Origin of the sequence: Nonomuraea sp. 10N515B, from assembly GCF_052245915.1 — a bacterium.
Taxonomy (GTDB): Bacteria; Actinomycetota; Actinomycetes; order Streptosporangiales; family Streptosporangiaceae; genus Nonomuraea.
Genome location: NZ_JBQQBQ010000004.1, coordinates 1 through 12,896, shown reverse-complemented (window position 1 = coordinate 12,896; position 12,896 = coordinate 1). Strand labels below are relative to the sequence as shown.

Annotated in this window: 13 protein-coding genes, 2 pseudogenes and 1 riboswitch; of the genes and pseudogenes, 7 read left to right on the top strand and 8 right to left on the bottom strand. The window is 69.2% G+C overall.

Going from position 1 to position 12,896, the window contains the following annotated elements; genetic code table 11:
- Positions 1-378 (top strand): hypothetical protein, encoded by a 378-nt coding sequence (locus ACTWQA_RS06600; protein ID WP_443158372.1) that lies wholly within the window; start codon positions 1-3, stop codon positions 376-378.
- 104 nt (positions 379-482) lie between these two features.
- Positions 483-1,667 carry an MFS transporter gene (locus ACTWQA_RS06595; protein ID WP_443158371.1) on the top strand — a complete coding sequence of 395 codons (1,185 nt, stop codon included), beginning with the start codon at positions 483-485 and terminating at the stop codon, positions 1,665-1,667.
- 3 nt (positions 1,668-1,670) lie between these two features.
- Here ACTWQA_RS06595 and ACTWQA_RS06590 read toward each other — a convergent pair whose 3' ends face one another.
- A complete protein-coding gene (locus ACTWQA_RS06590) occupies positions 1,671-3,107 on the bottom strand; it encodes an RICIN domain-containing protein (protein WP_443158370.1) in 1,437 nt (478 codons plus the stop codon).
- Between the two features lie 18 nt (positions 3,108-3,125).
- Positions 3,126-4,538, bottom strand: a complete 1,413-nt coding sequence (locus ACTWQA_RS06585) for a pectinesterase family protein (protein WP_443158369.1) — start codon at positions 4,536-4,538, stop codon at positions 3,126-3,128.
- A 292-nt stretch (positions 4,539-4,830) separates the two neighbouring features.
- Between ACTWQA_RS06585 and ACTWQA_RS06580 the strand changes: the two genes are divergently transcribed.
- Complete coding sequence (locus ACTWQA_RS06580) at positions 4,831-6,642, top strand: pectinesterase family protein (protein WP_443158368.1); 1,812 nt, start codon at positions 4,831-4,833, stop codon at positions 6,640-6,642.
- Between the two features lie 21 nt (positions 6,643-6,663).
- On the opposite strand, the gene ACTWQA_RS06575 is transcribed toward ACTWQA_RS06580, so the two are convergent.
- Both ACTWQA_RS06575 and ACTWQA_RS06570 read right to left on the bottom strand, forming a co-directional pair.
- A complete protein-coding gene (locus tag ACTWQA_RS06575; RefSeq protein ID WP_443158367.1) occupies positions 6,664-8,370 on the bottom strand; it encodes a glycosyl hydrolase family 28-related protein in 1,707 nt (568 codons plus the stop codon).
- Positions 8,371-8,563: 193 nt separating this feature from the next.
- Positions 8,564-8,977, bottom strand: coding sequence for a hypothetical protein (locus tag ACTWQA_RS06570; RefSeq protein WP_443158366.1), 414 nt, complete (start codon positions 8,975-8,977; stop codon positions 8,564-8,566).
- Positions 8,978-9,359: 382 nt separating this feature from the next.
- Between ACTWQA_RS06570 and ACTWQA_RS06565 the strand changes: the two genes are divergently transcribed.
- Both ACTWQA_RS06565 and ACTWQA_RS06560 read left to right on the top strand, forming a co-directional pair.
- Complete coding sequence (locus tag ACTWQA_RS06565) at positions 9,360-9,965, top strand: hypothetical protein (RefSeq protein ID WP_443158365.1); 606 nt, start codon at positions 9,360-9,362, stop codon at positions 9,963-9,965.
- A gap of 18 nt (positions 9,966-9,983) precedes the next feature.
- Entirely contained in the window at positions 9,984-10,391 is a 408-nt protein-coding gene (locus tag ACTWQA_RS06560) for a hypothetical protein (RefSeq protein WP_443158364.1), read from the top strand.
- 71 nt (positions 10,392-10,462) lie between these two features.
- On the opposite strand, the gene ACTWQA_RS06555 is transcribed toward ACTWQA_RS06560, so the two are convergent.
- The 4 genes and pseudogenes from ACTWQA_RS06555 to ACTWQA_RS06540 all read right to left on the bottom strand — a co-directional run bounded on the left by ACTWQA_RS06555 (position 10,463) and on the right by ACTWQA_RS06540 (position 11,760).
- Complete coding sequence (locus tag ACTWQA_RS06555) at positions 10,463-10,705, bottom strand: response regulator transcription factor (protein ID WP_443158704.1); 243 nt, start codon at positions 10,703-10,705, stop codon at positions 10,463-10,465.
- Between the two features lie 72 nt (positions 10,706-10,777).
- Positions 10,778-11,002 (bottom strand): annotated as a pseudogene (locus ACTWQA_RS06550) (response regulator); the annotation flags it as partial.
- Between the two features lie 98 nt (positions 11,003-11,100).
- Positions 11,101-11,262 (bottom strand): annotated as a pseudogene (locus ACTWQA_RS06545) (ATP-binding protein); the annotation flags it as partial.
- A 198-nt stretch (positions 11,263-11,460) separates the two neighbouring features.
- Positions 11,461-11,760, bottom strand: coding sequence for a DUF7134 domain-containing protein (locus ACTWQA_RS06540; protein WP_443158363.1), 300 nt, complete (start codon positions 11,758-11,760; stop codon positions 11,461-11,463).
- Here ACTWQA_RS06540 and ACTWQA_RS06535 point away from each other — a divergent pair.
- Both ACTWQA_RS06535 and ACTWQA_RS06530 read left to right on the top strand, forming a co-directional pair.
- Positions 11,747-12,106: a hypothetical protein gene (locus ACTWQA_RS06535; protein ID WP_443158362.1), complete on the top strand. Its 360-nt coding sequence runs from the start codon at positions 11,747-11,749 to the stop codon at positions 12,104-12,106. The genes ACTWQA_RS06540 and ACTWQA_RS06535 overlap by 14 nt on opposite strands.
- A gap of 232 nt (positions 12,107-12,338) precedes the next feature.
- A complete protein-coding gene (locus ACTWQA_RS06530; protein WP_443158361.1) occupies positions 12,339-12,485 on the top strand; it encodes a hypothetical protein in 147 nt (48 codons plus the stop codon).
- A gap of 232 nt (positions 12,486-12,717) precedes the next feature.
- Positions 12,718-12,862: riboswitch (cyclic di-AMP (ydaO/yuaA leader) on the top strand.
- Positions 12,863-12,896 lie beyond the last annotated feature (34 nt).

Below are 12,896 nucleotides of genomic sequence, written 5' to 3'. Positions count from 1 at the left end.
ATGATCACGGTGCCTCTCCTGCCCGACCTCGCCCCGGCTTTCCAGGGTGCTCGCGTCCGGCTGGAGCGCTGTGCCGCCGGGCGGCTCCGCGAGGCCTACCCCGTGGCCGCCCACGACATCGAACTCCAGGTGGACGAGGCAGGGACCGAGCTGCTCCGGGCGCTGGTCGACTCCGTGAGCGTGGCCGACCCGCGCTGCCGCCGCGTGGTGTACGCCGTCCCGGAAGGCGATCTGGCCCGGATCGCCGCCGCGGAGTCCGCCGGCTTCCGGTACGTCGTCGACGTGGACCTGGCCGACGCTCAGCTCAGCCTCCTGGTGGCCGAGCCCGCGTGGGTGACCAGGACCGACATGGACCTCGGCCAGGTGCCGGACAGCTGACCCCGGGCGTGGGCGGGCCTGCCGGCGGATCCTAGAGTGAGGCCGATGACATACGCATGCATGGATGACGGCGCCCTCTGATGGGGGGCGCGGCGACGGAGGCCGTGAAATCTCCGTTACGCAGCTGGGGCCCGGTGCTCAATCGCACGTTGATCGTCGTGTGTCAGAGCATGCAGGCCCTCTGCTTCGGCGGCGTCGCATTGTTCCTCCCGCTCATCAGGCAGGACGTAGGGATCAGCCCGTCACAGGCGGGGCTGCTGGCCGCGGCGGGCACGTTCACGTACGCGCTCATGCAGATCCCGTCCGGATACCTGTCTGACCGGTTCGACACCAAGCGGCTGTTCGTGGTGGGGCTGATCGGCACCAACCTGCTGTCGATCACGTTCGCGTCATTGGACTCCTTCGCCTGGCTGGTGGTCAATCAGGCGGTCTCGGGCGTCTTCCGGGCGCTGGTGTTCGCGCCGGGGCTGCTGCTGATCAGCCGGCAGTTCCCGGCGGACCGCAGGGCGACGGCCATGGGGCTCTACGTCGCCGGCGGCTTCTCCTCCAACATCCTGCTCAACGCGCTCGGCCCGGTGCTGGTCGGCCCGCTGGGCTGGCGCTGGCTGATGATCCTGTTCGCCGCCAGCGGCCTGCTGGTGCTGCTGGCCTTCGCCAGGCTCGGCGACTCCGCCCCGCACAAGGTTGATGCGAAGCCACCGACCTGGGCGGAGGCCCGCGAGATCCTGTCGCACCGGGCCGTGTGGCTGGCCGGCTTCATCCAGTTCGTCCGGCTCGCGGTGGTCACCGGGATCGGGTTCTGGCTGCCGAGCCTCATCGTGGAGGACAAGGGTTTCTCGCTCGGCGTGGCCGGTGCGGTCGTGGCCATCGGCGCGGCGGTCACGGCTCCGGCGAACTTCCTCGGCGGCTGGCTGTCCGACCGGCTCGGACGGCCGCTGGCCGTGGTCGGCGTGTCCCTGGCCATGCTGGCCGTCACGATCTTCCTCATTCCGTTCGTGGACGCCCTGCCGGCGCTGATCGCGGTGATCGCGGTGAACTCGGTGTTCCTCCAGCTCTACTTCGGGCCGCTGTTCGCCGTGCCGTTGCAGCATGTCGGCACGGCGAACGCGGGCCTGGTCACCGGGTTCAGCAACTTCTGCGCCAACCTCGGGGGAGTGGCCTTCGCCTACGGGCTGGGCGCCTTCAAGGACGCGACCGGCTCCTTCGACGCCGGCCTGTGGGCCCTGTCCGGCATGTGCGCCGCCGGGCTCGTCGTCACCGGGCTGATCACCCGCCTGCCCCGCCGATGAGGGTCAGGCGCCGATGGTGGCCTGCGGCCCCGCGTACGTCCTGAGCAGTGACGGCACGTTGGCGGCGGGGTCGAGGGTGTAGGAGTAGAACGAGCTCGGGGTGAAGGCCGAGCCGCCGGTCTCCTGCTGCCCGGAGGAGTTGACCACGATGCTGCCGGACTGACGCAACTGGGCGGCGTCGTCCTTGTAGTACGGGTCCTTGACCGTGTCGTAGTAGCTGTTCTCGATCACCATCTTGGTGGCGCCACGCGCGTAGTTGCCGTAGCCGGTCACGTTCTGCAGGTAGTTGTTGTAGAGGTGCGCGTAGGCGACGTTGTCGGTGCTGGGGTTGCGGGAGTTGGTGCCCCGGAACCAGTTGTGGTGGATCGTCATCCGCGCCGTCACGTTCTCCGTCCAGCCGATGCCGAAGGTCTTGTTGTTGTCGGCCAGGACGTTCCAGGACACGGTCAGGTAGCTGTTGTCCCTGCGGCTGTCGATCAGGCCGTCGTTCATGCGGGTGATGTGGTTGTGGTCGATCCAGATGTGGTGGGCGGTGTCCATCTGGATGCCGTCGTAGTCGTAGGTGTCGTCGCCGGGGTCGTCGTCGGCCATCCGGGTGTCGCGGATGGCCAGGTTCCTGATGATGACGTTGCTGACGCCCGCGCCGAGGAAGAAGCCGCCGTTGACGATGTGGCCGCTGGTGCCGACGCCGACGATGGTCTTGTTCGAGGCGACCCTGATCTCGGTGCCGTACGGCGTGACGGTGATCGGGCCACCGACCCTGATGACGTAGGGGGCGCTGGCGGTGGCGTACCTGACCAGGTCGGCGTAGGTGGTGACGGTGACCGTGGCGCCGCCCGCGCCGCCCGTGGTGGTCGTCAGGCCGTTGCCGCTGGTGGCGGCGAAGCCGTCGGCGTTGTTGGACCAGGTGCGTCCGCCGGCCGAGCTGAACAACCATTGTTTGTTGGTGTTGGCGGTGCAGGTCTCCTGGATGATCGCGGCTCCTGAGGCGGTGGAGGCGCCCTGATCGCTCAGGCACAGGCCGCTGGCGACGCTGATGATCTGGTACGTGCCGGTGCCGGACGGGGTCAGGCGCCACTGCTGGTTGGGCTTGGTGCCGTCGCCGCATCCCCACTGCTGCAGGCGTACCCCTGAGGTGGTGGAACCGCTGGGGACGTCCACGCAGCGTCCGCTGTGGACGTTGACCAGGTTGTAGACGCCCGATCCCGCCGAGCGGAGAGTGAACTGCTGCCAGGCGGCGCCCGAGCACCCCCACTGCTGCAACAACGCGCCGTTGTCCAGCGAGCCGCTCACCACGTCCAGGCACATGCCGCTCTTGGTCACCTTGAGTTGATAGACGCCGCCTGCCACGGGTGTGTCCGCCTGGGCGGGTGCGGGCACGACCCCGAGCGAGGTCAGGACGGCCAGGACGGTGAATGCCGCGCGAGCGCGGATGTTCATGATCTCCTCCGGAGATGGTCAGCCGATGGGGTTCCAGCCGTCGGACCCGGCGAGGTACTTCTGCGGGGTGTAGTTCGCGGCCTGGGTGTCGCTGAGCTGGGGCCGGTTGGCGTTCGTCCCGGCTCCCGCCCCGGTGTTCCGGTATTCGAAGAAGCGGGCGTTCCTCCAGGAGTTGGCGGACATGTCGGTCCACGGTTGAGCGGTGTTGATGAGGGATCCGAGCGTGGACTCCCGGTAGAGCACCTGGGCGTCGGGGCGCCACGGGCGGCCCAGGCTGGTGGTGCCGGCCGAGGCCGCCCCGCTGATCCTGGACTTGTAGAACAGGAAGCCGTAGGTCTTCGCGGCGTCCGTGCTCGCCGCGGTCAGCGGAGCGCCGGTGCTGCGCTTTTCGTGGATGTCGCAGGAGTCGAAGACGATGGTGCCGCCGCCGAAGATGAAGTCGACGGTGCCCTCCACGTACGAGTTCGAGACGTAGGCCCGGGCGGAGTTGTTGACCAGGAACGTGTCCTGGTCGCCGAGCAGGCGCACGTTGGACAGGCGGGCGCGGTCGGCGTTCAGGTTGAGCGCCACCGCCTGATGCCCGGAGACGGCCGGGTCCTCGTTGAAGTCGTTGGAGATCGTCAGGTTGGTGGCGACGAAGTCGTGGCCGTCGACGAACGCGGTCGCGCTGCCGGATGTCCCGTATTCGCCCGCATAGTGGTTGTTAACGATAACAGTCTGGGCCGCCGAAGAGCCGAGGCCCTGCAGCGTGACGTACGGCTTGGTCGACGGAACCCGGACGATCTCCCGGTACGTCCCGGGTGCGATGGTGATCGTGACCCGGCTCGCGTTCCCCGACGGCACGGCGTCGACCGCGGCCTGGATCGTCCGATATGTGCCGGAGCCGTCGGCCGCGACCGTGGGCTTGGACACGGGGGTGAACAACCATTGTTTGTTGGTGTTGGCCGTGCAGGTCTCCTGGATGATCGCGGCTCCTGAGGTGGTGGAGGCGCCCTGGTCGCTCATGCACAGCCCGGTGGCGGCGCTGACGACCTGATAGGTACCGGTGCCTGAGGCGACGAAGCGCCACAACTGGTTGCTCTTGGTGCCGTCACCGCACCCCCACTGCTGCAGCCGCAGCCCGGAGGTGGCCGACCCGTTCGGCACATCGACGCACCGGCCGCTGTTCACATTGCGGATCGTGTAGACCCCCGACCCCGCGGAGACGACCGTGAACTGCTGCCAGGCGGCGCCCGAGCACCCCCACTGCTGCAACAACGCGCCGTTGTCCAGCGAGCCGCTCACCACGTCCAGGCACATGCCGCTCTTGGTCACCTTGAGCTGGTAGACCCCGCCTGGCACGGGCACATCCGCCTGAGCCGCAGGTGGGGCCAGTCCCCAGGCGATCACCGTCAGCAGGGCGACGCCTGCCGCGTGCTTGCGCACGAACATCTCATGTGCTCCTTCCTCGTAGCCACTGAGGAAGAAGCACACGTAAGAGATCTGTCAACTGAACCACCGCGATCGGGCCGAAAAACCATGGTCGCGGATGAAACTTTCATGCGAACGCCCGTGGTGGGCGTCCGGCGGGCGCTGTCGGCCTTTTCGCTGCTCAGCCGCGAAAATTTCGAAATTGCGGGAATTCTGCCTGCTAGCGGGGCTCGGAGGCGTTTCATGCCGTTGACGTTGCGTTCGGGCTACCGCAACGTTTCCTCCGACCGCACCCCTCAGCCGGAGGCACCTGATGAAACGCCCCACCCTGCTCGTCGTGCTCGCGGTGGCGCTGATGGCGGCCGTCCCGTCCCCGGCGACGGCGGACACGCCGTGGTCCGGACGCGCCGACGGGTTCGCCGGGCTGAGCGCCCTCGGCGTGGACGGCACCACAGGTGGCGCCGCCGGCCCCACCGTGACCGTGGACAACCAGGCCGATCTGGAGCGGTACGCCACGGCGGCGGAGCCGTACGTGATCAAGGTGAGGGGCCCGATCAGGATAGAGCCCTACGGCAAGGAGATCGCGGTCGCCTCCGACAAGAGCATCGTCGGCGAGGGCGCCGGCGCCGAGATCGTCCAGGGCGGATTCTTCCTCAACCAGGTGCACAACGTCATCATCCGCAACCTGACCATCCGCGACTCCTACGTCGCCGGCGACTGGGACGGCAAGAGCAAGGACTACGACGGCGTCCAGATGGACGGCGCCCACCACGTGTGGATCGACCACAACCACTTCACCAGGACCGGCGACGGCCTGCTCGACATCCGCAAGGACAGCGACTACGTCACCGTCTCCTGGAACGTGTTCAGCGACCACAACAAGGCCGTCGGCGTCGGCTGGACCCCGAACGTGGTGACCAAGGTGACCATGCACCACAACTGGATCCGCGGCACCCACCAGCGCAACGCCAGCATCGACAACACCCTGGCCGCGCACTGGTACAACAACTACGTCCAGGACACCGCGATCTACGGGACCATGATCCGCGGCAGCGGCAAGCTGGTCGTCGAGAACAGCTACTACCGGTCGGTGCCCGACCCGATCGTGGCCAAGGACCCCGCCTCCCAGGTGGTCCAGCGCGGCAACGTGTTCGACGGCAGCGAGGGCCGCACCGACAACGTGGGCGCGGCCTTCGATCCATCCGCCTACTACGCCTACACGCTCGACCCCGCCGATCGGGTGCCCGCCATCGTCGGCCGCGGCGCCGGTCCGCTCGGCGGGGAGCGGCCCGCTCCGCAGCGGATCACCGTCGCGCTCGACGGCACCGGCGACTTCGGCAGCGTGCAGGCGGCCGTCGGCGCGGCCCCGCGCGGCGCGGTGATCACGGTCAAGCCGGGCGTCTACCGCGAGATGGTCCGGGTGTGGGCGGGCCGCAGGGACCTCACGATCAAGGGTGCCACCGGCGACCCCGACGACGTGGTCATCACCTACGAGCTGCCCGCGAACGGGCAGAAGTTCTACGGCGGCACGTGGGGACCGGCCGGCAGCGCCACCTTCGGCGTGCTCGGCAACGACATCACGGTCGAGGGCGTCACGCTGCGCAACGCCTACGACGAGTCCCTCGCCGCCGGCCCGGCGCCCGCCGTGCAGAGCGCCGGTGACCGGATCACCTTCAAGGGCACCCGGTTCCTCGGCAACGAGGGCACCTTCCAGGCGGACGGCCGGGCCTACCTGCGGGACTGCTACGTGGAGGGCGACGTGGACATCGTCCGCGGCCCCGGCACGGCCGTCCTGGACCGCTGCGTGATCACGTCGCTGGGCGCCGGGACCGTGGCCGCGGGCGGCGCCGTCCTCATCGCCGGCAGCCGGCTGGAAGGCGACGTGGCGAAGGCCGTCTCCCTGGGACGGTCCGGTGACGGCGCTCAGGTTGTCGTCCGCGACTCCTGGCTGGGCGCGCACGTCAAGGACGACCCCTGGGAGGGCGAGGGCCGTTTCGCCGAATACCGCAACACCGGCCCCGGCGCGGCCGTCACGGCGGACCGGCCGCAGCTCACCGACGACGAGGCACGCGCGTACACGGTCCGGACCTTCCTGCGGAACTGGACTCTTCCGTCCGGGACCTGACCGGACCGTGCTGTCGTCCGTCTAGTCGTTTTCCGGCGTGCGGTCACGCTGGGCGGCGTACAGGTCGGTGACGCCGGGACGTGAGCCATGCTCGACCAGGAGGTTCTCCAGGTCGCCGGCGAAGTCCGGAGGCAGCTCGCTTGCGGTGCCGTTGGTGCCCTGGACACCCACCGTCACGCTGCGGGGCGCGACGTCGGCGATCGTCACGGCGTACGCGCTGCCGCTCGTGACCCGGACGTTCCAATGCGCGATCCGCGCCCCGAACAGCGGCCCGGACGCCGCCGAGCCGCCGACGCGGCCGTTGTTCACCAGGGTGATGTCGGTCCGGGCGTTCTCGAACGGGAGCGCCCGGTGGGTGTCGAAGGTGCCCTCGGCCATCCGGCCCCGCCGCCACACGTTGCCCGACGACAGGCCCTCCACGTTGAGTCCGTGATGGACGGCGCCGGACGGCACCGGGACGGTGAACGCCTCGATCTCGAAGTCGTCGACGAGGTTGTCGTGCGACTGCATTCGGCAGGCGAAGCTGTGGTGGGCGGCCCGGCCGCCTACGGCGACTCGGGAGAGCGTGGTCGACTTGGCGTAGGTGAAGCCGAAGCCGAGGTCGCAGTTCTCCACGCGGACATCGCTCGCCCAGCAGTCGTGCACGGCCTGGAAGCACACCCCGTTCGAGCCGGGGTGTTTGTTGTGCGCGGTCATCGCGACCGGTTCGTTGCGGATGGTGAGCTGCTCGACGCCGCTGTCGTGCACGGTCGGGCCGAGCGCGCGCAGCCGGGCCGGCCAGCCGGGGCGCAGGTCGTACTTGAGCGGCTGGGCCAGGAGGACGAGGCGGTCGCCGAGGATCGCCTCGATGCGGACGGGCCACTGGAGGGAGGCGTACTGGATGTATTGCCCGCCGGAGCCGGTGACGAGCTGCGGCGCTCTGCGCGGCCAGTCGTACGATCGGGCGCCGGGCACCTCCCCGGCCAGATGCGTCAGCAGGCTCGCGTCCGGCGGGTTGGCGCACTCGAGCATCACCATGTCGCCCGCACGCAGCCCTCCGGTGCCGGAGACCAGGAGCGTGCGCTGGCCGCGAGAGGCGGCGCCGACCTCCGCGAGGGGGGTGTCGCCGAGCAGCCAGCCCTCGGTGCCGGCGAAGTCCTCGGCCTCCGAACGGGCCCGCCGCTCGGCCGCCATGAACCACACCTGCCCGCCGGTCCACGACCAGCGGCTGTTGCCATTGGACTGCCGGGCCGGCCGGTAGCCGTCGTCCAGCGTCCGCGTGAAGTGCAGCACGGTGGCCGCACGCCCGGCGCCGCGCAGGACGACGTTGGACCAATGCACGAAAACCGGCGATGACAGCAGGTAGGTGCCGCGGGGCACCAGCACCACACCGCCGCCCCGTTCCCCGGCCGCGCGCAGCGCCGCGTTGAAGGCCGGGGCGCAATCCGTCGTCCCGTCCGCGCGAGCGCCGTGGTCGGTCACCCTGGTCACCACGTCCGGCCGCGGCGGACGGGCTCCGAGGCGGTAACCGGCGCGGGAGATGTCGGGAATCAGCGGGTGGGATCCGGGCGCCTGCGCCCACTGGTCCAGCAGGGCGGCCGACGCCGCATCCGCGGGCCGGCCCGACGCTCGGGCGGGTCCGGCGGCCGCCACGGCTCCGCTCGCGAGCGCGAGCGCGGGCGCGGCGATGGCCGCCGCCGCGCCGCCGACGAGCGTCCGGCGGCTCAGCTTGGCAAGGTCCTGACGCATGGTGCTCCTCGGGGGTCGAGCACTCCACTCAAAGGTGGGATCTTTTGATGGTGATCCCACAGAATGTCGGGACTGTCAACCGCCTAAGGCCGGGAACGACCTTTGCATGAAACGTGGCGAGGTCCGCGATACGTCGGATGTGTCTTCGTTCCTGGCGGCCAGGGGCCGGGGAGATCGGCCCCTGGCTCGCTGGTCACGAGTAGTACTCGTAGTGGACGTTGGTCCTGGTCTTGGTGTTGAAGTCGATCCCGCCGTCGAGGTAGCGGGTCCACAGCCGGGCAAGTTTCGCCGACCGTACGGTGCACCCGGCCCACCGGACTGCCTTGGGACGGATGCTGCCGACGTAGTCGTAGCAGGCTCCGACCTTGGTGCCGTTGACCCAGAGCCGGGCGTTCAGGCTGACGTCATAGAGCCTTGTGCGGGAGACGTTCTTGATCCGCACCTTGATGCGGCAGGTGTCCTCGCATTTACCGAAGTAGATCTTGTAGTCGAGCAGATGCGGACGAGCCGTCGTCCCCGTCTCGGACGCCGAGGCCGCCGCCGGCGTCGCGAGGACCCCGGTCGCGACGGTAGCCGCTAAGAGCACGCCGACAAGACGCTTGGTCATGTTTCCCCCATGGCCATGAACCGCCGCTTCCCCCGTTGAAAGCGGCACACTCTTCCTGATTAACCATCAGGAAAGTGCACAGGTCAACATTTATTGGCGTATATCCCGCGAGTCCCGGCCGTTGAGAATGCCGAGGAACCGTGCTCGAATGTGCCCGCTCTGTCGCCCGGGGTAAAGCGCGCCCCAACAGCCAAGGCCCCGGAACGGCGGGCCAAGCGGAGGGGAAAGAGCCGGTCGCGACGCCCGATACGGGCCACTGGTTCGGAAGCGATCGGCCAAGAATCTTTGGATCGTCCGATGCGGGGTGGCTCGCGTCTCGGAGGCCTCCACGACCTTACTTTCTGTCGTGGCTCTTATCCCTATGTGATCGAGAGGAACTTCCATGCTTCGTGGCATGCTCGCGGCCGGTCTCACGCTGGCCGCTACCAGTCTCGTCATGGCCGTCGGCCCAGCCGCTCAGGCCGACCACAGGGCCCCGTACGCGCGAGCCCTGGCGACCGTCGACGCCGGCGGCACGCTCATCAGCGGCAGGAACGTCATCAGGTCATGGCGGGCCGGCCTCGGGCGGTACTGCGTCCAGGTCTCCCACCGGGTGGACGTGAACGACGCGCAGTTGCAGGTCTCCTCCCGCCAGGCGCTGCGGCTCGCCCACGTCGTCTACGGGAGCCCGTCGCCGATCTACCGGAACGATTCGCCGGTCTACCGGAACACTTCGGCAGACCAGAGGAGCAATTCGGCCGACTACAGGAACGATTCGCCGGTCTACCGGAACCCGTCGCCGGGCCACCGGAACGGGTCGCCGGTCTACAGGAACCCGGGCCATCGCAACGGGTGGCACAAGCACGGATGGCCGGGCCACCGTCACCCGTCGCCGGTCTACAGCAGCCCGTGGGCGACCTGCGGCCAGCACAACACCGTCACCGTCAACGTCTACAACCCCAGCACCGGCCATCTCGCCGACGGCGGCTTCGACCTCGTCATCGCCTGACTAGAAAGGAACACCGAGATGAAAAGCATCAAGCGCGTCTGCGCACTCACGCTCGCCGCGACCGCCATCCTGGCGCCGGCCCCCGCCTTCGCGCACACCCCGGACGGCCACGGCCACCCCCACGGCTTCCCCCAGGCCTCGGCCATGGTGGCGGCGGACGGGTCGATCATAAGGAGCAGGAACATCGCCGATGTCTGGCGAGCGTACCCGGGAACCTACTGTGTCGTCGTGGAGCCCAACGTCGACCTGGACGGTGCGGAGGAGCTCTATGCCCGGGCCGTGGGCCGACACTGGTCCCCCCGCTCGCTGTCCGTGCAGCGCGGGTCCCGTGCGTGCGGCGGTGACTGGCACGACACCATCGCCGTCCGCAGCCACGGCGGCTACGGATACGCGGCCGACACCGCGTTCTACGTGAGAATCTCCTGAGATTCTCCGCTGCCGCCTCGGCTCCCGGCCGGTCGATTCGTACCAGCCGGGAGCCGAGGCGTGTCCGGGGCTCAGCCGCCCGGCTGGATCAGGCCCGACTCGTACGCCGCTATGACCGCCTGCACCCGATCCCTGACCGCGAGCTTGGCGAACACGTTGCTGACGTGGGTCTTCACCGTGTGCTCGCTGACGACGAACGCCGCGGCGATCTCCGCGTTGGACAGGCCGCGACCGAGCAACATCAGCGTCTCCCGCTCCCGGGTGGTGAAGAGGTCGAGCCCGACGGGTCGTCTCCTGGGCCTCTTGGACACCATGTCGTCGATCAGCCGCCGGGTCACGGCCGGTGCGAGCAGCGACTCCCCGGCGGCCACCACCCGGACGGCATGCACCAGGTCGTCCCTGCGCACGTCCTTCAGCAGAAAGCCGCTCGCCCCGGCGTGGAGCGCGTCGTAGATGTAGTCGTCCTCGTCGAAAGTGGTCAGCATCAGGACGCGCGTGTCCGTCTCCGCGCACACGACCCGGGCGGCGTCGATGCCGTCCATATGCGGCATCCGGACGTCCAGGAGGAGCACCTGGGGCCGGTGCGCGCGTACCGCGTTGATCGCCGCGAGGCCGTCGCCCGTCCGCGCGGGAGCCGTACCGAGACCTGGAAACCCCGGCCCGAAGGCGCAGCCCGAACGTGGCGTCCCCGCCGCACGCCGCCGCCCGCTCCCTGATGCCGATCAGCCCTTGGCCGCCCGCGTCGGCGGGCCCCGGGGCCGTGGCCGTCATCGGTGACGGTGACCCGCAGCGCGTCGCGCTCCCACGCGAGATGGACCTCCGCCGAGCCGGCGCCGGCGTGCTTGACGACGTTGGTGAGCGACTCCTGGATGATCCGGTACGCGGCGACCTCGACGTCGTGCGACAGCTCGACCCCTCCGAGTCCTTGAGCAGCCCCAGCATCCTGCGCAGTCCCATGGCGTCTCTGCCGCTGGCGGCGATCGCCTCGAAAGCCGCCTCCGCACGCTCCGGCCGGGTGCGTACGGCGGCCGCATCGCCCGCTCCCGCAGCGCGAACGACTGCTGCCGGGTCAAGGCCGCCACCCGGCCCAGGGCGTAGGCCGCCACCCAGGTCGCCAGCCCCCGCACGTACGTGTCCACCGACCCGATGACACCAGCGTGCCCACCGCCGTGACCACGATGACGACCATCCGATAGGAGGGCGGCGAGGCGTAGGCGACGGTGTAGACGGCGATCAGCCATCCATACCAGATCGGCTGGTTCGGCCCGTTCCCCACGAGGTCGTAGAAGGGGATCGCGATCATGACGGCGAACACCACCGTCAGCGGAAACCGGCGCCGCAGCAGGATCGGCAGCGTGGCCGCGAACACGGGCAGCAGGAGCGCGATCGGCCACTCCCGCTCGGCCGAGGTGAACGGGGCGAGCTGCGTGCGACGTCATTCGTCCTCGCTCCCGTCCTCGCCCTGGTCTACGGCCTGGTCCGCATCCTCGACGGACTCGACGGACTCGACGGACTCGACGGACTCGACGGACTCGACGGCGCCTACGGGCCCGGCGCTCGTCGTGCTCGGCGTCGGCGTCGTGGTCGCCGGCAAGGATCTCCTCCCGCTCAGCGCCCTGCTCAACCTCGCGGGCCTGGCCCCGCTGGGCCGGCGGCCCGGGCATGGTGGCCCGCCGGCGAGCACGCCGGTCATCGCCCGGAACACGAACCGCTGACGCCCGCCCGGTGCGGTGAGCGGAGGCCGGGCGCGCCCTGGTCCTGCACGGCGCTCTGCAGCGACGGCGAAACGGCCGGTCACGTGGGCCAAGATCGCATCAGAGGGGACTCACTCTTCAGGCAGGTGCTCCTGTGCCCATCGGGCGATCTCGTCCAGTACCGGCATGAGGGCACATCCGTGCGCACATCACCGGGGACGGTGAGCCTGTCCCGTACGAGCCGCAACCGGCCATGATCCTTGTCCCGCTCGGGCCGGAGGGCGGCGCGGGCCAGCTGCCCGGCCACGACGGCATCGTGGGATCCGAGGTCACCGCCGAGATCAAGGGCCGCGCCATGCTGGTCGAGCGGAGCGCGGCCTCCTTCGACGCGCCCGAGTGAAAGCGCTCTGACAAACCCCGGCGATGGGTGGGAGTAGGTAAAGAATTTCGCCCCGATCGCCTATCTCGTAGGGCATTCTGTTGCCTGCTCCCCATCGGGGTTTGCATCTTTCTATGCCGTTCGCTTACGTTAGAGGACTCAGGGCGTACGCCTGGCAGCATTTCATGCCGCGTAACGCTCTCCGTATTGCCGAGACCGCGTCTCATCAGCACGGACCTTCGAGTCCGCGACTATGACGCGGCCGCCGAATTCGCGATCTGCGGAACCGGGGACCCACTTCATCCGGGGTGAATCGGCGCGCTCGACACGAGCGCCCCGTAGGGCACTTCCACGCCCGAACCCGTCAGCTAACCCGGTAGGCGGCATGGAAGCTAGGAGCATTTTTCACCCATGGCCAAGAACGTCTTCGCT

Excerpts from the sequence above, each read along its gene's own strand:
- ACTWQA_RS06600 (WP_443158372.1), top strand. The coding sequence starts at position 1 with ATGATCACGGTGCCTCTCCTGCCCGACCTCGCCCCGGCTTTCCAGGGT.
- ACTWQA_RS06590 (WP_443158370.1), bottom strand. The coding sequence starts at position 3,107 with ATGAACATCCGCGCTCGCGCGGCATTCACCGTCCTGGCCGTCCTGACC.
- ACTWQA_RS06585 (WP_443158369.1), bottom strand. The coding sequence starts at position 4,538 with ATGTTCGTGCGCAAGCACGCGGCAGGCGTCGCCCTGCTGACGGTGATC.
- ACTWQA_RS06580 (WP_443158368.1), top strand. The coding sequence starts at position 4,831 with ATGAAACGCCCCACCCTGCTCGTCGTGCTCGCGGTGGCGCTGATGGCG.
- ACTWQA_RS06575 (WP_443158367.1), bottom strand. The coding sequence starts at position 8,370 with ATGCGTCAGGACCTTGCCAAGCTGAGCCGCCGGACGCTCGTCGGCGGC.
- ACTWQA_RS06570 (WP_443158366.1), bottom strand. The coding sequence starts at position 8,977 with ATGACCAAGCGTCTTGTCGGCGTGCTCTTAGCGGCTACCGTCGCGACC.
- ACTWQA_RS06565 (WP_443158365.1), top strand. The coding sequence starts at position 9,360 with ATGCTTCGTGGCATGCTCGCGGCCGGTCTCACGCTGGCCGCTACCAGT.
- ACTWQA_RS06560 (WP_443158364.1), top strand. The coding sequence starts at position 9,984 with ATGAAAAGCATCAAGCGCGTCTGCGCACTCACGCTCGCCGCGACCGCC.
- ACTWQA_RS06555 (WP_443158704.1), bottom strand. The coding sequence starts at position 10,705 with ATGGTGTCCAAGAGGCCCAGGAGACGACCCGTCGGGCTCGACCTCTTC.
- ACTWQA_RS06530 (WP_443158361.1), top strand. The coding sequence starts at position 12,339 with ATGATCCTTGTCCCGCTCGGGCCGGAGGGCGGCGCGGGCCAGCTGCCC.